The organism is Modestobacter lapidis (assembly GCF_054780755.1).
Map to the genome: position 1 here is coordinate 1 of NZ_BAAGVS010000006.1, position 16,707 is coordinate 16,707.

Genomic DNA, 16,707 nt, shown 5'->3' on the forward strand with positions numbered 1-16,707 from the left:
CCTCCTCCGCCGCCGCCGACACCACACCCGACTGCGCGCTCGTCTCCTCCGCCGACGCCGAGATCTGCGCCGACGACGCCGACAACTCCTCCGACGACGCCGCCACCGCATCCGCCGACGCGGCGACCGTCGAGAGGACGCCACGCAGGCTCTCCTGCGCCTCGGCCAGTGACTGCGCCATCCGGCCGACCTCGTCGCTGTCCCGGGCCTCGGGCACCACCGTGAGGTCGCCGGCGGCCATCGCCTCGACCGAGGACTGCACCGATCGGACGGTCGACATGATCCGGCGGACGACCCAGAAGGTGAGCGCACCGGCGACCAGGACGGCGGCGATGGCCGTGCCCAGGAGGACCTTGATCGCGCGGTCGGCCATGGCAGCCGCCTCGGCGTTGCGGGCGGCAGCCTGCTCGGCCTGGGCGACGCCCTCGGCCTCGAGCCCGTCGGCCATGATCTGCAGCAGCGGCTGCAGCATCACCGACTGCACGCCCGCGAAGCCCGCGAAGTCCCCGCGGTCGGCGGCCGGGAACAGGTCCGTCGTCAGCAGGGTGAGGAACTGGTCCCGGGCGGACAGGAAGTTGTCCATGGCGGCCGGGTTGACGATGAACTGCTCGTAAGCCTCGTAGCCGGCCTGGAGGTCGGCGTTCTTCTCCTCCATCTGCTCGACGAGCTCGGCGCGCCGCTCCGGCGAGGAGACGGCGTACTCCAGCGTCCGGGCCCGGTGCGCGGCGTTGGCCCGCTGCACCTCGGCCAGGGCGGTCTGCGACTGCAGGTTCTCGGTGTAGATGGTCTCCTGGCCCGCGCGGAGCTCGGTGATGCGGGTGACGGCCAGCAGGTTGGTGCCGAGGACGACGACGGCGAGCAGCGCGATGACCGCGCCGATCTTGACGCCGATCGGTCGGTCGGTGAACCAACCGGCTCGCTGGCGGGGGGCGGTGCTCATGGCTTGTCTCCTGGGAGCGGGCGGTGGGGGAGCGGGCTGACGAGCGGTTGGTGCCGAGCGTGGATCAGTAGGTGAAGCGGGCGACCGTGGTGCGCAGGTCGCTGGCCATCCGGGACAGCTCGTCCACGGCGACGCGGGTCTGGCTGAGGGCCTGGGTGGTCGAGTCGGCCGCCGTGGAGACGCCGGTGATGTTCGAGGCGATCTCGGTGGACCCGCTGGCTGCTTCCTGGACCGACCGGGACATCTCGTTGGTCGTGGCGGTCTGCTCCTCCACCGCCGAGGCGATGGTCAGCTGGAAGTCGTTGATCGACCCGATGATCTCCGAGATCCGGCCGATGGCGTCCACCGCACCGGAGGTGTCGCCCTGGATGGCCTCCACCCGCCGGGCGATGTCCTCCGTCGCCCGCGCCGTCTCCTGCGCCAGCTCCTTGACCTCGTTGGCGACCACCGCGAAGCCCTTGCCGGCCTCCCCGGCCCGCGCCGCCTCGATCGTGGCGTTCAGCGCCAGCAGGTTCGTCTGCTCCGCGATCGAGGTGATCGCCTTGACCACCGCACCGATCTCCTGCGACGAGATACCCAGCTGGGTGATGGTCACCGTGGTGGCCTCCGCCTCGGCGACCGCGGTCGCGGCCACCCGGGCCGCCTCGTTGGCGTTCTGGCTGATCTCCCGGATCGAGGCGCCCATCTCCTCCGCACCCGCGGCGACGGTGCCCACGTTGCGGGACACCTCCTCGGCCGCCGAGGACACCACCCCGGACTGGACCGAGGTCTCCTCCGCCGACGCCGAGATCTGCGACGACGACGCCGACAACTCCTCCGACGACGCCGCCACCGCATCCGCCGACGCGGCGACCGAGGTCATGAGGCCCCGCAGGCTGTCCACCGCCCCGTCCAGCGACGCACCCATCCGGCCGAGCTCGTCCCGGGTGGTCAGGCCACTGCTCCGGGTCAGGTCGCCGGCGGCGAGACCCTCCGTGACGTCCTGCACCCGGCGGACGCCGCGGGCCAGGCCGGTGGCGACGAACAGCCCGATCGCCACCGCCACGGCGAGGCCGATCGCGAGGACGACGAGGGCGGTGGTCCGCTGGGCGACGGCCCCGGCCGCGGCGGCCACAGCCGCCTCCGCGGCCTCGGCCTTCTCCAGCTGCACGAGCGCGTTGACCTGCTCCTCGGTCTGGCTGGCCAGCGGCCCCACCACGGTCTCGTTCGCCACGATCCAGCCGGGGTAGTCCTTCACGGCGGCCAGCGGGCCGAGCACGGTGGTCCCGGCCTGGAGATAGGCCTGGAACTGCTCGTCCGCGGCCTCCACCAGCTCCAGCTTGTCCGCGCGCAGGCCGATGTCGGTGTACAGGTCCCGGGCCTCCTCGAAGCGGGCCGCGGCGGCGCTGGCCGCGTCCTGCGTCGCCACGGTCTCCTGCGGGGTGGCCGCCAGCAGCACGTCCCGGGTGGCGACCCGGACGTCCTTGAGCGCGCCGCGCATCGCGGCGGCGTGGGCCACCCCGTTGACGTTCTCCTCGTACATCCGCTGGGTGTCGGATGCGGCGGCGTTCATCGCCTGGATGCCCATCACACCCACTCCGCCGGCCACCAGGGCGGCCGCGGCAACCGCGGTCAGGACCTTCGTCTTGACCCCGCGGTCGCCCCACCAGGCGGTGGAGTCGTGATCGGTCCGAGCAGTGCTGGTGGTGCGGGTCGGGACGGGCATGGCTGGTGCTCCTGGGGCCTGGTGCGGGGAAGGGAAGGAAGGATCAGGTGCCGACGGCGCGGTTGACGTCCAGCGCGAGGAGCAGCTGACCGTCGAGCTTGTAGGCCCCGCGGATCAGGTCCCGGGCGCTGCCGTCGAGGGTGTCCGGCGGGGCCTCGAAGTCGCGGAGGTGGACGTCGACGACGTCGGCGATGCTGTCGACCAGCAGGCTCACGGCCTCACCGTGCAGCCGGACCACGATGACGACGGCCTCGGTGCCGGCCGGCCGGGCCGGGCGGCCGAGCCGCTCGCGCAGCTCGATGGCGGTGACCACCTGGCCGCGCAGGTTGATCAGGCCGGCGACGGCCGGCGGGGCCAGCGGCACCCGGGTGATGCTCTGGCTGCGGAGCACCTCCTGGACGTGCTCGACCTCCACGCCGTAGAGGTCGCCGTCCAGCCAGAAGGTGGCCAGCTGGCTGGTGGCCGGCATCGTCGTCGCGGTGATCACGTCAGACCTCCAGGAGGGGGGACGGCGCGCCGTCGAGCTCGCGCTCGAAGGCGGGGGACGGGAGAGGGGAGACGCCGGACGCCGCGAGGTCGGCGGCGTGCGGCAGGGCGGTGGGGGCCGCGTAGAAGGCCGGGTCGGCGGCGAGGATCGCGGCCCGCACGTCGAGCAGCTCGGTCACCCGCTCGCCGATGACGGCCGAGCCGAGCAGGCCCAGGTCGTCGATGTCGCTGTGCACCGAGGCCTCGCCGTCGACGATGTCGAGGATCTCCTCGACCACGATGGCGACGCTGCGGCCGTGGTCGGCGTAGACGATGACCTCGAGGACCTCGCGGTCGGTCTCCCCGTAGGCGCCCAGGTGCCGGTCCAGCCGGACGATCGGCAGGATCTGGCCGCGGTACTGCACGACCTCCCGGGAGCCGACCCGCTCGACGGTGTCGCTGCGCACCTGCTCCAGGCGGGTGACGGTGTCCAGCGGGATCGCGACCCGCCGGCCGCCGCCGATGGCGGCCAGCAGCATCCGCTGGCGTTCCTGCACGGCGGCGGCGGTCCGCGCGGCGGTCCGGCTCTCCTGTCGTTCGGCGGTCTCCGGGCGCAGGGCGCGCCGGGCCAGTGCCTGGACGTCGAGGATCAGGGCGACGGCGCCGTCACCCAGCACCGTGGCGCCGGAGTACAGGCCGATGGCCTTGAGCTGGCCGCCCACTGCCTTGACCACGATCTCCTCGGTGTTGATCACCCGGTCGACGACCAGGCCGAACCGGCGACCCTCGGAGCGCAGCACGGCGATGACGACGTGACCGTCGTGCCGGTCGGAGGTCAGGCCCAGGACGTCGGCCAGGTGCACCAGCGGCAGCAGCTCGCCACGCAGGCGGTAGACCGACGCACCGCCGACCTCCTCGACCGCCGCGGCGGCCTTCTCCGCGTCCAGGGCGACCAGTTCCTGCAGGCTGATCTGCGGGATGGCGTAGCGGTCACCGGCGCACTCGATGGTCAGCGCCGGGACGATCGCCAGGGTCAGCGGGATGCGCAGCCGGGTGCAGGTGCCCTTGCCGGGAACCGACTCGACCTCGATGGTGCCGCCGATGGCCTCGATGTTGGTCTTCACCACGTCCATGCCGACGCCACGGCCGGACACGTTGGTGACGGCCGCCGCGGTCGAGAAGCCGGGCAGGAAGATCATCTGCAGCACGTCGGCCGGGCTCATCCTGGACAGCGCGTCCGGGGTGACCAGGCCGCGCTCGACCGCCTTGGTGCCGATCCGCGTGGGGTCGATGCCGGCGCCGTCGTCGACGACCTCGACCACGACCTGGCCGCTCTCGTGCCGGGCCCGCAGGGTGAGCACGCCCTCGCCGGCCTTGCCGGCCGTCACCCGGGCGGCGGAGGTCTCGATGCCGTGGTCGACGGAGTTGCGCACCAGGTGCGTCAGCGGGTCCTTGACGGCCTCGAGCAGTGTCTTGTCCAGCTCGGTCTCCCGGCCCTCCATCTCCAGGCGGACCGACTTGCCGCACTGCAGCCCCAGGTCGCGGACGACGCGCGGCAGCTTGGACCAGATGTGGTCGATCGGCTGCATGCGCGTCTTCATGACGCCCTCCTGCAGCTCGCTGGCGATCAGGTTGAGCCGCTGCGACGCACGGACCAGGTCGGGGTCGGTCACCCGGCCCACGTACTGGACGATCTGGTTGCGCGTGAGCACCAGCTCGCCGACGAGCAGCATCAGGTTGTCGAGCAGGTCGACGTCGACGCGGATGGTGCTGTCGGCGACGGCCCGGCGACCGGGCTGCTGGCCCTTGCCGTCGGTCTCGACCACGCCGTCGACGGGCTCGGCCGGCGCGGTCGCCGGCCCGGCGACCGCCGGGGCCGGGGTCGGGGTCGGCGGAGTGGCCGCGGGCTTCTCCATCGGGACCTCCATCGGGGCGGGCACCTCGAGTACGGGTGCGGGTACGGGTGCGGGCGCGGGTGCCGGGGCTGCGGGGGCCTTCTTGGCCACCGCCCGCTTGGCGGGGGCCTTCCTGGGCGCCGCGGGCCGGGCGGGGGTCTTCTTGGCCGGGACGGGCGCGGGGGCCAGCTCGGCGCGCGGTGCCGGGACCGCGGGGGCCTCCTCCACGACCGGGACCTCGACCGGGGCCTCGACCGCGAGGGTGTCCTCCAGGGCCGCGCTGAGCACCGCGACGGTGGACGCCACGTCGACGGCGGTGCCCTCCCCGCCGTTGGCCTCGATGGCCGCGAGCAGTGCCCGGACGCAGTCGACCATCTGGAGCAGGGCGTCGGTGCGGTGCGGGGTCAGCTCCAGCGCGCCGTCCCGCAGCCGGGACAGCAGGTTCTCCCCGACGTGCGCGACCTCCTCGAGCCGGTTGAAGGCGAGGAACCCGCTCGTGCCCTTGATGGTGTGGATCGTCCGGAAGATGCTGGACAGGCGGTCCCGCGAGCGGGGGTCCTGCTCCAGCGCGACCAGGTCCTGGTCCAGCTGGTCGAGGTTCTCGTGACTCTCCACGAGAAACTCCTCGACGATGTCGTCCAGACCTTCCACGCCTGCCTCTTCCCCACGGTGTGCCACCGGGCCTGCCCCGGACTCGCTGGGTCTTTCGGCACGGCGACTCACACCTTGAGGTGAATTCTCGGCTCCGCACGCATTTCTTCGAATGGCCGGGGAATGCCTCTGAGTCGCCGTCGACCGGCGCCGGATAGCCATTTCCCAACATGTCGACAAAATGCGCACGGTGACCGTTCCCGCAGGTGAGGGTCCGTGACGCCCATGTGATCTGAGCAATCGGCAGGCGCGGCGGGGATGGTGACCGCAGGAGCGGACCGTTGATTACCGCATGTGGGGCGGCCGTGCGGGAAATGGCCCGGTGGGGCCGATGTGCCGGGTGGGACTCAGGCCGCGAGGCCGGCGACCAACCGGGCCAGGACCGCCTGCACGCCGGCCAGGTCGGCGACCCGGTGCCGGGCGGCCGTCCCACCCTCCCCGACCTTCACCGTCACACCGTCGGGCAGCGCACGGAAGGCATCTTCGTCAGTGACGTCATCGCCGAGGTAGAGCACGCCGGCCGCCCGCAGCTCGGCTGCCAGCCGCACCAGCGCCGAGCCCTTGTCGGCGTCGGTGACGGCCAGCTCGAGCACGTCCTTGCCGGGCTTGGCGGTGAGCGCGGGGTCCGCGCCGGGACCGGCGGCGACCTCGGCGAGCAGCCGGTTGCCGGCCGCGGGATCGGCGGCCGTGCGCACGTGCACCGCGACGCTGGCCGGTTTGACCTCCAGCCGGGCCCCGGGGACGGCGTCCACGAGCGGCTGCAGCGCGGCGGCCAGGGCGTCCCGGCGGCCGGCCAGCTCGGGAACGATCGGCCCGTCGAACTCGGCCCCGTGGCTGCCCACCCAGCGGAACGGGCCGGTCAGGCCGCTCGTCGTCCGGAGGTCCTCGACGCCCCGGCCGCTGACCAGCGCGACCGTGACCCCCTCGGCCGCGGCCAGCCGGGACAGCAGCGGGGCCGTCCCGGGCTCCGGGACGGCAGCGGCCGGATCGTCGCGCAGCCGGGCCAGCACCCCGTCGTAGTCACTGGCCAGCAGCAGCGGCCGGCGGCCGCACAGCTCGTCGAGCGCGGCGGCCAGCCCGTCGTGCAGCGCGCTCATGCCGTCCATGGTTCGATTCCGGGCTCGATCCGCTCCTCGGTCGCTGGCGCTCCCTGCGATGCTCCCTCGCCCGTCATCTTCACGCCTGTGCCTTCAGCGAGTCGAAGAACGAGTTCGCCCAGTGGTCGAGGTCGTGCCTGAACAGGTGCCGGCGCATCGCCCGCATCCGCTTGGCCGCGTCGGCCGGCTCGATCCGCAGCGCCCGCACCAGCTGCGCCTTCACCCCGGCGATGTCGTGCGGGTTGACCAGGAACGCCTGCTTGAGCTCGGCGGCCGCCCCGGCGAACTCGCTGAGCACCAGCGCACCGCCGAGGTCGCCGCGGGCGGCGACGTACTCCTTGGCCACCAGGTTCATGCCGTCCCGGTACGGGGTCACGAGCATGACGTCGGCCGCCCGGTAGAGCGCGGCCAGCTCCTCGCGCGGCATCGACTGGTTGAAGTACTGCACGGCCGCACCGGCCATCGAGCCGTAGACGCCGTTGATGTGGCCGACCTGCTGCTCGATCGTCTCCCGCATCGTCACGTAGTGCTCGACCCGCTCGCGGCTGGGCGTGGCCACCTGGACGAACACGGTGGACGGCGCCTCGAGCACGCCGTCCTCCAGCAGCTCCTCGAAGGCCTCCAGCCGGACGCCGATGCCCTTGGTGTAGTCGAGCCGGTCGACACCGAGCACGATCTTGTCCGGCCGGCCGAGCTCCTCGCGGATCTCCGCGGCCCGGGCCAGCACCTCCGGTGAGCGGGCCAGCTCGTCGAAGGCGGCGACGTCGATCGAGATCGGGAACGCCCTGGCGGTGACCGTGCGGCCCTCGTAGCTGATCGTGCTGCCCTTGGTGGGCAGATCGTGCAGCCGCCGGGCCAGGGCGACGAAGTTCGATGCCGCGCTGGGCATCTGGAAGCCGATCAGGTCGGCGCCCAGCAGGCCCTCGACGATCGCCGAGCGCCACGGCAGCTGGGTGAACAACTCGTAGGGCGGGAACGGGATGTGCAGGAAGAAGCCGATCGTGAGGTCGGGGCGCTGCTGGCGGAGCAGCGCCGGGACCAGTTGCAGCTGGTAGTCGTGCACCCAGACGATCGCGCCCTCGGCGGCGACCTCCGCGGCCCGGTCGGCGAACCGCTTGTTGACCTGGACGTAGGTGTCCCACCAGGCGCGGTGGTACTCCGGCTTCTCGACGACGTCGTGGTAGAGCGGCCACAGCGAGGCGTTGGAGAAGCCCTCGTAGTAGCGGTCCACCTCGTCCTCGGTGAGCGGCACCGGGACCAGGTGCATGCCGCCGGAGTCGAAGGGATCGGGCGCGTCACCGGCCGAACCGGACCACCCCACCCAGGCACCGCCGCGGCCGGCCACGAACGGTTCCAGCGCCGTGACCAGCCCGCCCGGGCTGCGCTGCCACCGCGTGCTGCCGTCGGGATCGGTGACCTGGTCGACGGGCAGCCGGTTGGCGACGACGACCACCGGGCTGTCGGCGTCGGACCCTGGACCGTGCGTGTCGTCTCCCATACCGGCTCCGACCCTACTGACCCGGCCGGTCAGCCGCGAACCAGCAGGTAGCCGGCCGCGGCCGACCCGAGGCCCAGCACCAGCGTCGCCGTGACGTACCCGGCGGCCCGCAACACGGCCCGCTCCTCCACCAGCCGGACGACGTCCCAGCCGAAGGAGGAGAAGGTGGTCAGGGTGCCGCAGAAGCCGGTGCCCACCAGCGCGAGCACGGCCGGGGGGACCTCGCGCAGCCCCAGCAGCACGCCCAGGACGGCGCTGCCGACGACGTTGACCGCCAGCGTGCCCGCCACGCTTCCCGGGCCGCGCCGGGCGACGGCGACCCGGTCGGCCAGCAGCCGCAGCGGAGCGCCGACCAGCGCGCCGAGGGCGACGAGCAGCGGCGTCACCGGTCCGCGACCGCGCGGCCCAGCAGCAGCCCGGCGGCCACCGCCAGCACGCCGCCGACCACCGAGGCCAGCACGTAGCCGGCCGCGGCTCCCCAGGCGCCGGCCTCGGCGAGCCGGACGGTGTCCACGGCGAAGGCCGAGTAGGTCGTCCAGCCGCCCAGCAGGCCGGTGGCGAGCAGGGGCCGCAGCCACGGGTGCGCCGGGTACCGGGGGAGCAGCACGGCGAGCAGGACGCCCAGCAGCAGGCAGCCGGTGAGGTTGACCAGCAGCGTCGCGGCCGGCCACGCACCGGCGGGGGAGGTCAGCGCCGCACCCAGACCCCAGCGGGCCAGCGCGCCGAGCGCCCCGCCGACCGCGGCGGCGAGGTAGCCGATCACGTCGGGCAGCATGCCACCCGTGGTCACCGGAACAGGGCCCCTGCGGGGCGTGCGGGTGCTCGAGTTCGCCGGGCTGGGCCCCGGGCCGTTCTGCGGGATGCTGCTGGCCGATCTGGGCGCCGACGTGGTGCGGGTCGACCGGCGGGGCAGCCGCGGCGGGCTGCTGGGCGCGCTGGGCGGCACGTCGCTGCTGGACCGCGGCAAGCGCTCCATCGCCCTGGACCTGAAGGACGCCGACGACCTCGCCGTCGTCCGGGCGCTGGCGGCGCGCGCCGACGTGCTGCTGGAGGGCTTCCGGCCCGGGGTGATGGAGCGCCTCGGCCTGGGGCCGGAGCCGCTGCTGGCGGCGCACCCGGCCCTGGTCTACGGCCGGATGACCGGCTGGGGGCAGACCGGGCCGCTGGCGCCGACCGCCGGCCACGACATCGGCTACGTCGCCCTCACCGGTGCGCTGGGCGCCGGCGGCCGCGCGGACGAGCGGCCGGCGCCGCCGGCCAACCTGCTCGGCGACTTCGGCGGCGGCGGGATGTTCCTGGCCCTGGGGGCGCTGGCCGCGCTGCTGCACGCCCGGGCGACGGGGGAGGGGCAGGTGGTCGACGCGGCGATCGTCGACGGCACCGCCGTCCTGACCACCATGCTGCACGGGATGCTGGCCACCGGCGCCTGGACCGACCGGCGCGGGGCGAACCTGCTCGACACCGGCGCGCCGTTCTACGACGTCTACCGCTGCGCCGACGGGCGCTTCCTGGCCGTCGGCGCGCTCGAGGAGCAGTTCTACGCGGCGCTGCTCGCCGGCCTCGGGCTGGCCGGCGACCCGGCGCTGCCCGACCGGGCCGACCCGTCGTCCTGGCCGCGGCTGCGCGAGCGGTTCACCGCCGTGTTCGCCACCCGCAGCCGGGCCGAGTGGTGGGCGGTGTTCGCCGGCACCGACGCCTGCGTCGCCCCGGTCTGGTCGCTGGCCGAGGCCCCGGCCGATCCGCACAACCGGGCGCGCGGCGTCTTCACCGAGGTGGGCGGCGTCGTCCAGCCGGCCGTGGCGCCGCGGTTCTCCGCGACGCCGGGCACCGTGGGCGCGGTGCCGCGGGTCGGGGAGCACGACGCTGAGATCCGGGCCGAGCTCGGCCGCTGCTGACCCCTCGTTCCACGTGGAACGGGGGGTCAGCCGTAGTACAGCGCGACCGGCTTGCCGTCGATCTCGCGGACGTCGACGGGCGTGTCGTAGACGGCGGCGAGCACGTCGGGGCGCATGACCTCGCGCGCGGAGGCGTCGGCCACGACGATGCCGTTCCGCATCGCGACGATCCGATCGGCGTAGGTGGCCGCGAAGTTGATGTCGTGCAGCACGATGACCACCCGCTTGCCGAGCTCGTCGGCCATCCTCCGGATGAGCCGCATGATCTCGGTCATGTGCCGCAGGTCGAGGTTGTTCAGCGGCTCGTCGAGCAGGACGTACTTGGTGTCCTGCGCGAGCACCATGGCGACGAAGGCCCGCTGGCGCTGGCCGCCGGAGAGCTCGTCGAGGAACCGGTCCCGATAGGGCTCGAGTTCGAGGTACCCGATCGCGTTCTCGATGTGCTCGCGGTCGTGCAGCGTGAGCCGCCCCCGCGAGTGCGGGAAGCGACCGAACTCCACGAGGTCGTGCACGGTCAGCCGCGCCGCGATGTGGTTGTCCTGGCGCAGCACCGCGAGGATCTTGGCGAGCTCGCTGGACGACGTCGACGCGACGTCCATCCCATCCACGACGATCCGGCCGGCCTCGGCCTGCAGCAGGCGGCCGACGAGGCCGAAGAGCGTCGACTTCCCGGCTCCGTTCGGACCGATGAGCGCCGTCACGCCCTCCCCGCCGAACGCGATCGAGACCTCGTCGACGACCGTCTGACGGCCGTAGCGCTTGGTGACCTTCTCGAGCGCGATCATCGCGCCCCCTTCCGCAGCACGAGGTACAGGAAGAACAGGCCGCCGGCGAAGTCGATGACCGTGGACAGGGTGCCGCCGAAGCCGAACAGCCGTTCGAGGACCAGCTGGCCGCCCAGCAGGCAGATCATGCCGATGAGCACGGCGGCGGGCAGCGTCCACACGTGGCGGAAGGACCCCGCGTAGGAGTAGGCGAGATTGGCGACGATGAGGCCGAAGAACAAGATCGGTCCCACCAGCGCCGTCGAGGCGGCGACCATGATCGAGACACCCGCGAAGAGGGCCATCACCACGCGCTTGTGGTCCACCCCCAGACCGACGGCGGCCGGCTCGCCCAGGGTGAGGACGTCGAGGGTGCGCAGCAGCGGCACGATGACGGCGCAGCCCAGGGCGACGAGGCCGGCGGTGAGCGCCAGCAACGTCTCGTCGGGCCGCGTGAGGGAGGCGAACATGGCGTCCGACAGCACCTGGAAGTCCAGCGGGTCGAGCATCCGCTGCATCCACTCGGTGAAGCTGCGGAAGAACGTGCCCAGCACGATGCCGACCAGCAGCATGAGGTGGATGGAGCGTCGCTTCCCCCCGAACAGCCAGGTGAACAGCAGCACGCTGAACGCCACCATCACCACCACCTGGACGAGCCACAGCGTGAGCTGGTCGAACGCCAGGAAGGCCGCCGATCCGGAGAAGAACACGATGACGGTGGAGATCAGCACGTAGAACGCGTCGAACCCCATGATCGAGGGGGTGAGGATCCGGTTCTGCGTGATCGTGTGGAACACCACCGTGGAGACGCCGACCGCCGTCGCGACGACGAGCATCGCGAGCACCGTGAGGCCGCGGATCTTCAGCGCGAAGGCGAGCGACCCGGGGACGTCGGTGAACAGGTAGCCGGCGGTCAGGGCCAGGACGACCGCGCCGAGCACGGCGAGCCGGACCCGCGGGCTCGCCCAGGAGGTGGCGAGCCGGGTGCGGTGCAGGCCGACGGTGGTCAGGGCACCGGACTCCGTGGGAACGGGGTCAGTGAGCACGGCTCCGCCTCCGCAGCAGCAGCCAGAGGAACAGCGCCGCCCCGACGATGCCGACGATGACCGACAGCGGGATCTCGTAGGGGAAGCGCACCACCCGGGCGATCAGGTCGCAGGCGAGGACGAACACGGCCCCGAGGCCCGCGACCCACGGAATCGCCCGGCGCACGTTGTCCCCGATGATGAGGCTGACGACGTTCGGGACGACGAGCCCCAGGAACGGGATCATGCCCGCCGTGACGAGGACGGCGGCCGTGATCACCGCGATGATCACCATGCCGACGGCGACGATCCGCCGGTAGTTCAGCCCGAGGTTGGTGGCGAACTCCTCGCCGAGACCGATCACGCTGAACCGGTCGGCGGCGAACCAGGCGATCACGACCATGAGCCCCGCGATCCAGAGGAACTCGTACCGGCCCTGCATGACCGTGGCGAAGCTGCCCTGCGACCACTGCCCCAGGGACTGCAGGAGGTCCAGGCGGTAGGCGAAGAACGTCGTGACGGCGCCCACGATGCCGCCGAGCATGATGCCGACCAGGGGGACGAGCACCAGCTGGCGAACGGGCACCACCCGGACCACCCGCAGGAACACCCAGGTGCCGAACAGGCCGAAGACCGCGGCCACGCCCATCTTCCCGACGACCGCCAGGCCGGGGAGGAAGACCATCGTGACGAGCATGCCGAGCGTCGCGAACTCGCTGACCCCGGTGGTGCCCGGCTCCACGAACTTGTTGCGCACCAGCATCTGCATGATCAGGCCGGCGATGCCCAGCGAGGCGCCGACGAGGACCACGGCGACCGTCCGCGGGATCCGGCTGGCGACCAGCAGGAAGGCGGCGTTCCCGTCCGCGCCGCCGCCGAGGACCGAGGTGGGGGACACGTCGGAGACGCCGACGAACAGGCTGGTGAGCGCCAGGACGACGCACAGGACGCCGATGAGCACCCCCACCCAGGTGCGGCGGGGCCGCACCGGGGCGAGGGTGCTCGTCGGCGTCCGGTCGAGCACCGTCAACGGGAGCCGCGAGGTCGCTCGGTGCGGGTCGGCACGGTCACTCCGCGATCTGCAGGACGTCGTCGATCATGATCTGCGCCGTCTCGATGCCGCCGAACACGACGTACCAGGCGGTCGGGTCCAGGTAGTGGATCTGGTCCTGCTGCGCAGCGGTCGTCTGCCGGACGATCTCGTTGTCCAGCACCGCGGCGGCCGCCTGCGCGCCCTCGGCGTTGATGGCGGCGTCCCGGTCGACGACCCAGAGGTGGTCGGGGTTGGTCTCGAGCAGGTACTCGAAGGAGACCGGCTCGCCGTGCGTGGCTGCCTGGATGTCCTCCACCACGGGCTGCACCCCGAAGGTGTCGTAGATCAGACCGCCGCGCGCACCGCGGCCGGAGGCGTCCGCGCCCGCCGGGGCCAGCGCGCTGAGCTCGCCGCCCGAGACCATGAGACCCAGGCCGGTGCCCGCGTCGGCGGTGACCTGCCGGGCCTCCTCGATGCCTGCCTCGATCTCGTCGACGGCTGCGGCCGCCTCGTCCTCGGCGCCGAGCACCTCGCCCAGGAAGGTGGCGTTGCGCTCCAGGGTCTCGGTGAACGAGCCGCGCATGCTCAGGTCGACGGTCGGCGCGATCTCGCTCAGGTCCTCGTACAGCGCGGCGGACCGCCCGCCGATGACGATGAGGTCGGGCTGCTGCGCCTCGATCTCGACGAGGTCGGCCTCGAAGAGCGTGCCCGCGTTGAAGGCGTCCGCTGCCAGGCTGTCCTGGAGGTACCCGGGCACCGAGTCGAGCGGGGCGCCCGCGACCTCGCCGCCCAGCGCACCGATGGTGTCGAGGCTGGCCATGTCGAAGACCACGATGTTCTCGGGGTTCTTGGGGACCTCGACCGTGGTCTCCTCGAGTTCCGGGTCGGCGTCCTCCTGGGCGGCGTTGACGTTGCGGTCCCAGGTGAAGCTGACGGTGCCGGCCTCGGCCGCGGCCGCGGTGTCGGTGGCGACCTCCCCGCCACCGCAGGCGCTGAGGGCGAGGACGGTCAGGGAGAGAGCGGCCACTCCGGTGGCACGGGACGTACGGCGCATCAGGACTCCATCGTCGGGCGTCGAGGCAGGAAAGGCTTGCCTCACTTAGCTGCGCCTAACCTTGCAGGCCGCCCGGCCACTGTCGCGGAACCGTGACCGTTTCGTTATGTGACGTGGGCCACGGTCGAGCCACCGTCGGCCCCCACCGGCGGCAGGGACACTGGGCGGGTGCCCGCCCTCCCTCCCGCGCAGCGCCGGTGACCCCCGGGCTGGTCGTCGCGGCCACGGTCGCCGCCGCCGCCGTGGCCGCCCTCGGCGTGCTGTCGACGGTCCTGGGACGGCGCATCGGCCTGGCCCACCTCGTCGGCGCGGGCGCACTGGAGCTGGTGCTCGTCGTCCAGGCCGTCGTCGCCGGGCTCGCGCTGGCCGGCGGGCACCGGCCGGCCGAGCTGCCGACCTTCGTGGCGTACCTGAGCAGCGTCGTGCTGCTGCCGGTGGCCGGCGTGCTGTGGGCACGGACCGAGCCCACCCGCTGGGCCGGGACCGTGCTGGCCGTGGCCGCCGCCGCCGTGGGCGTGATGCTCTGGCGGCTGCTCCAGCTGTGGGAGGCCACCGGTGGCTGAGGAACGCGGGAACACCGCGCACGGTCCCGGGCGCGTGCTGGTCGCCCTGTACGGCGTGTTCGCCCTGGCCGCCAGCGCGCGGGCCGCCGTCCAGCTGGCCACCCGGTTCGACCAGGCGCCGCTGGCCTACCTGCTGTCGGCGCTGGCCGCCGTGGTCTACGTGGTCGCGACCGTGGGGCTGGTGCGCGGTGGCCGGCAGGGCCGGCGCACCGCGCTCGTCGCCTGCGCCCTCGAGCTGGCCGGCGTGCTGGCCGTCGGCACCCTGTCGCTCGCCGACCCGGCCGCCTTCCCCGACGAGACGGTGTGGTCCGGCTTCGGCCGCGGCTACCTCTACATCCCGCTGGTGCTGCCGGTGCTCGGCCTGCTCTGGCTGCGCCGCCGACCCTACGGCTGGATGCCGTAGCCGCCGCGGTGGAACACCAGCGGGCTGCGCTCGGGGTCGGCACCGAGGTCGAGCACCCGGCCGACGACGATGGTGTGATCGCCCCCCTGGTACTCGGCCCACACCTCGCTGTCGATCCAGGCGACGACGCCGTCGAGCATCGGGCTGCCGTGCGGGCTGGCCGCCCAGGGAACCCCGGCGTACTTGTCGGTGCCCGAGCGGGCGAATGCCTGCGACAGGTCGCTCTGGTCGTCGGCCAGCACGTTGACGCAGAACCGGCCCACGTTCCGCAGCCGCGGCCAGGTGGTCGAGTTCCGCGACGGGGCGAAGGTGATCAGCGGCGGGTCCAGCGAGAGCGAGCTGAAGGACTGGCAGGTGAAGCCGATCGGCCCGTCGGGCCCCATCGCCGTCACCACGGTCACACCGGAGGCGAAGTGCCCGAGCACGTCGCGCATCACGCGGGGGTCCACCACGGGGGGCGGCACGTCCGCCGTTTCTGCCGTCATGGCTGCATCCCATCACGCGTCCCGAACGGCCCGCGCGGGGCGTTCGGGCCGCCGGCCCGGTACAGCGAGCTGGGCAGTGCGTGGCCGACGGCGCGTTCGGTGGCCGCCGCGGCGGTGAGGACGGCGTCCAGGTCGATCCCGGTGCCGACGCCGGCGTCGGCGAGCCAGTAGACGAGCTCCTCGGTGGCGATGTTCCCGCTGGCCCCCGGCGCGAACGGGCAGCCGCCCAGCCCACCCACCGAGGCGTCCAGCTGGGTGACCCCGGCCTGCAGCGCCACCAGCGCGTTGGCCTGTCCGGTGCCCCGGGTGTCGTGGAAGTGCACCCCCAGCGGGGTGCCCGGGCAGGCCCGCCGGACGGCGTCGAGCAGCTGGACGACCCGCACCGGGGTGGTCGTGCCGATGGTGTCGCCCAGGCAGAGGGCGTCCGCGCCGGCGGTCACGGCGGCCCGGGTCACGTCGACGGTGCGGGCGACCGGGGTGCGCCCGTCGAACGGGCAGTCCCAGGCGGTCGCGACGATGACCTCCAGCGAGCCCCCGGCACCGGAGGCGAGCGCGGCGATCTCCCCGATCGCACCGACCGCGTCGGCGGTGGAGCGCCCGGCGTTCGCCCGGCTGTGCGAGTCCGACGCCGAGACCACGTACTCGAGGTGCGCGATCCCGGCGTCCACCGCCCGTTGCGCGCCGCGTGGGTTGGCCACCAGCGCGGAGAAGTGGACGCCGTCGAACCGGTGCAGCTGCGCGGCCACCTCGTCGGCATCGGCCAGCGCCGGCACCGCCTTCGGTGACACGAACGAGGTGACCTCGATCCGCCGCACGCCGGTGGCGACCAGCGCCTCCAGCATCGCCAGCTTTCCGGCCAGCGGCACCGGATCCTCCAGCTGCAGCCCGTCGCGCATCCCGACCTCGCGGACGTCGACGGCGGTGGGCAGCACCAGATCGAACTCGCTCACGTCGGACCTCCTCGTCCCCCGCACGATGCCGCCCGTTCCACGTGGAACGGGCGCACTCAGACGCCGTACCGGCAGGCCGGGCAGAGCCCGGTGTCATCGGGCACCTCCTCGGCGCCGACGACCTGCACCCACTCCCCGCACAGCGCCTGCACGTCCTGGTGCCCGGCCTGGGCGGCCCGCCCGGCGTCGGCCTCCACCGCGTGCAGCGGACCGCGCCCCGGCCCGGCCGCATCCCCGCCCACTCGGAGCCCCACCATGTTCGGCATGCCCCCAGCCTGCCCGAC

At 73.2% G+C, this 16,707-nt stretch carries 18 protein-coding genes; 3 read left to right on the forward strand and 15 right to left on the reverse strand.

Annotation, left to right across the window (positions count from 1 at the left end):
* The 8 genes from ACYVG5_RS09260 to crcB form a co-directional block, all read right to left on the reverse strand.
* Nucleotides 1-940 (reverse strand): MCP four helix bundle domain-containing protein (locus ACYVG5_RS09260; RefSeq protein WP_460683120.1); only part of this gene is annotated, 940 nt, incomplete at its 3' end.
* Nucleotides 941-1,004: 64 nt separating this feature from the next.
* Nucleotides 1,005-2,645 carry a methyl-accepting chemotaxis protein gene (locus ACYVG5_RS09265; RefSeq protein ID WP_222048269.1) on the reverse strand — a complete coding sequence of 547 codons (1,641 nt, stop codon included), beginning with the start codon at nucleotides 2,643-2,645 and terminating at the stop codon, nucleotides 1,005-1,007.
* 43 nt (nucleotides 2,646-2,688) lie between these two features.
* Nucleotides 2,689-3,132: a chemotaxis protein CheW gene (locus ACYVG5_RS09270; RefSeq protein WP_460683121.1), complete on the reverse strand. Its 444-nt coding sequence runs from the start codon at nucleotides 3,130-3,132 to the stop codon at nucleotides 2,689-2,691.
* Between the two features lies 1 nt (nucleotide 3,133).
* Nucleotides 3,134-5,656: a chemotaxis protein CheA gene (locus tag ACYVG5_RS09275; protein ID WP_222048271.1), complete on the reverse strand. Its 2,523-nt coding sequence runs from the start codon at nucleotides 5,654-5,656 to the stop codon at nucleotides 3,134-3,136.
* Nucleotides 5,657-6,003: 347 nt separating this feature from the next.
* A complete protein-coding gene (otsB, locus tag ACYVG5_RS09280) occupies nucleotides 6,004-6,762 on the reverse strand; it encodes a trehalose-phosphatase (protein ID WP_246630183.1) in 759 nt (252 codons plus the stop codon).
* A 70-nt stretch (nucleotides 6,763-6,832) separates the two neighbouring features.
* Nucleotides 6,833-8,251, reverse strand: a complete 1,419-nt coding sequence (locus ACYVG5_RS09285; RefSeq protein ID WP_222048273.1) for an alpha,alpha-trehalose-phosphate synthase (UDP-forming) — start codon at nucleotides 8,249-8,251, stop codon at nucleotides 6,833-6,835.
* Between the two features lie 29 nt (nucleotides 8,252-8,280).
* Entirely contained in the window at nucleotides 8,281-8,637 is a 357-nt protein-coding gene (locus ACYVG5_RS09290; protein WP_222048275.1) for a fluoride efflux transporter FluC, read from the reverse strand.
* Nucleotides 8,634-9,041: a fluoride efflux transporter CrcB gene (gene crcB / locus ACYVG5_RS09295; RefSeq protein WP_460683122.1), complete on the reverse strand. Its 408-nt coding sequence runs from the start codon at nucleotides 9,039-9,041 to the stop codon at nucleotides 8,634-8,636. Before crcB ends, ACYVG5_RS09290 begins: the two co-directional genes overlap by 4 nt.
* On the opposite strand from crcB, the gene ACYVG5_RS09300 reads away from it, so the two are divergent.
* Nucleotides 9,034-10,146, forward strand: coding sequence for a CaiB/BaiF CoA transferase family protein (locus tag ACYVG5_RS09300; RefSeq protein WP_460683123.1), 1,113 nt, complete (start codon nucleotides 9,034-9,036; stop codon nucleotides 10,144-10,146). The genes crcB and ACYVG5_RS09300 overlap by 8 nt on opposite strands.
* A 26-nt stretch (nucleotides 10,147-10,172) precedes the next feature.
* Here ACYVG5_RS09300 and ACYVG5_RS09305 read toward each other — a convergent pair whose 3' ends face one another.
* The 4 genes from ACYVG5_RS09305 to ACYVG5_RS09320 form a co-directional block, all read right to left on the reverse strand.
* Complete coding sequence (locus tag ACYVG5_RS09305; protein ID WP_222048279.1) at nucleotides 10,173-10,931, reverse strand: iron ABC transporter ATP-binding protein; 759 nt, start codon at nucleotides 10,929-10,931, stop codon at nucleotides 10,173-10,175.
* Nucleotides 10,928-11,956 (reverse strand): iron chelate uptake ABC transporter family permease subunit, encoded by a 1,029-nt coding sequence (locus tag ACYVG5_RS09310; RefSeq protein WP_222048281.1) that lies wholly within the window; start codon nucleotides 11,954-11,956, stop codon nucleotides 10,928-10,930. The genes ACYVG5_RS09305 and ACYVG5_RS09310 overlap by 4 nt, the downstream gene beginning before the upstream one ends.
* Nucleotides 11,946-12,923 (reverse strand): ABC transporter permease, encoded by a 978-nt coding sequence (locus ACYVG5_RS09315; protein WP_460683124.1) that lies wholly within the window; start codon nucleotides 12,921-12,923, stop codon nucleotides 11,946-11,948. The genes ACYVG5_RS09310 and ACYVG5_RS09315 overlap by 11 nt, the downstream gene beginning before the upstream one ends.
* Nucleotides 12,924-13,002: 79 nt before the next feature.
* On the reverse strand, nucleotides 13,003-14,022 hold the full coding sequence (locus tag ACYVG5_RS09320) for a siderophore ABC transporter substrate-binding protein (RefSeq protein ID WP_222048285.1): 1,020 nt from the start codon (nucleotides 14,020-14,022) through the stop codon (nucleotides 13,003-13,005).
* A 197-nt stretch (nucleotides 14,023-14,219) separates the two neighbouring features.
* On the opposite strand from ACYVG5_RS09320, the gene ACYVG5_RS09325 reads away from it, so the two are divergent.
* Entirely contained in the window at nucleotides 14,220-14,585 is a 366-nt protein-coding gene (locus ACYVG5_RS09325; RefSeq protein ID WP_222048286.1) for a hypothetical protein, read from the forward strand.
* The gene (locus ACYVG5_RS09330) at nucleotides 14,578-14,988 is read left to right on the forward strand and encodes a hypothetical protein (RefSeq protein WP_222048289.1); all 411 of its coding nucleotides are present in this window, start codon (nucleotides 14,578-14,580) and stop codon (nucleotides 14,986-14,988) included. The genes ACYVG5_RS09325 and ACYVG5_RS09330 overlap by 8 nt, the downstream gene beginning before the upstream one ends.
* On the opposite strand, the gene ACYVG5_RS09335 is transcribed toward ACYVG5_RS09330, so the two are convergent.
* The 3 genes from ACYVG5_RS09335 to ACYVG5_RS09345 are packed head-to-tail and all read right to left on the reverse strand — an operon-like array spanning nucleotide 14,970 to nucleotide 16,689.
* Complete coding sequence (locus ACYVG5_RS09335; RefSeq protein WP_222048291.1) at nucleotides 14,970-15,473, reverse strand: flavin reductase family protein; 504 nt, start codon at nucleotides 15,471-15,473, stop codon at nucleotides 14,970-14,972. The genes ACYVG5_RS09330 and ACYVG5_RS09335 overlap by 19 nt on opposite strands.
* A complete protein-coding gene (locus ACYVG5_RS09340; RefSeq protein WP_222048292.1) occupies nucleotides 15,470-16,423 on the reverse strand; it encodes a hydroxymethylglutaryl-CoA lyase in 954 nt (317 codons plus the stop codon). Before ACYVG5_RS09340 ends, ACYVG5_RS09335 begins: the two co-directional genes overlap by 4 nt.
* Before the next feature lie 56 nt (nucleotides 16,424-16,479).
* Nucleotides 16,480-16,689, reverse strand: a complete 210-nt coding sequence (locus ACYVG5_RS09345; protein WP_222048294.1) for a hypothetical protein — start codon at nucleotides 16,687-16,689, stop codon at nucleotides 16,480-16,482.
* Nucleotides 16,690-16,707: the final 18 nt, after the last annotated feature.

What these genes read in the sequence shown, in the direction of transcription:
- otsB (WP_246630183.1), bottom strand. Translation starts at nt 6,762, where the DNA reads ATGGACGGCATGAGCGCGCTGCACGACGGGCTGGCCGCCGCGCTCGAC.
- ACYVG5_RS09285 (WP_222048273.1), bottom strand. Translation starts at nt 8,251, where the DNA reads ATGGGAGACGACACGCACGGTCCAGGGTCCGACGCCGACAGCCCGGTG.
- ACYVG5_RS09320 (WP_222048285.1), bottom strand. Translation starts at nt 14,022, where the DNA reads ATGCGCCGTACGTCCCGTGCCACCGGAGTGGCCGCTCTCTCCCTGACC.
- ACYVG5_RS09345 (WP_222048294.1), bottom strand. Translation starts at nt 16,689, where the DNA reads ATGCCGAACATGGTGGGGCTCCGAGTGGGCGGGGATGCGGCCGGGCCG.
- ACYVG5_RS09305 (WP_222048279.1), bottom strand. Translation starts at nt 10,931, where the DNA reads ATGATCGCGCTCGAGAAGGTCACCAAGCGCTACGGCCGTCAGACGGTC.
- ACYVG5_RS09335 (WP_222048291.1), bottom strand. Translation starts at nt 15,473, where the DNA reads ATGACGGCAGAAACGGCGGACGTGCCGCCCCCCGTGGTGGACCCCCGC.
- ACYVG5_RS09265 (WP_222048269.1), bottom strand. Translation starts at nt 2,645, where the DNA reads ATGCCCGTCCCGACCCGCACCACCAGCACTGCTCGGACCGATCACGAC.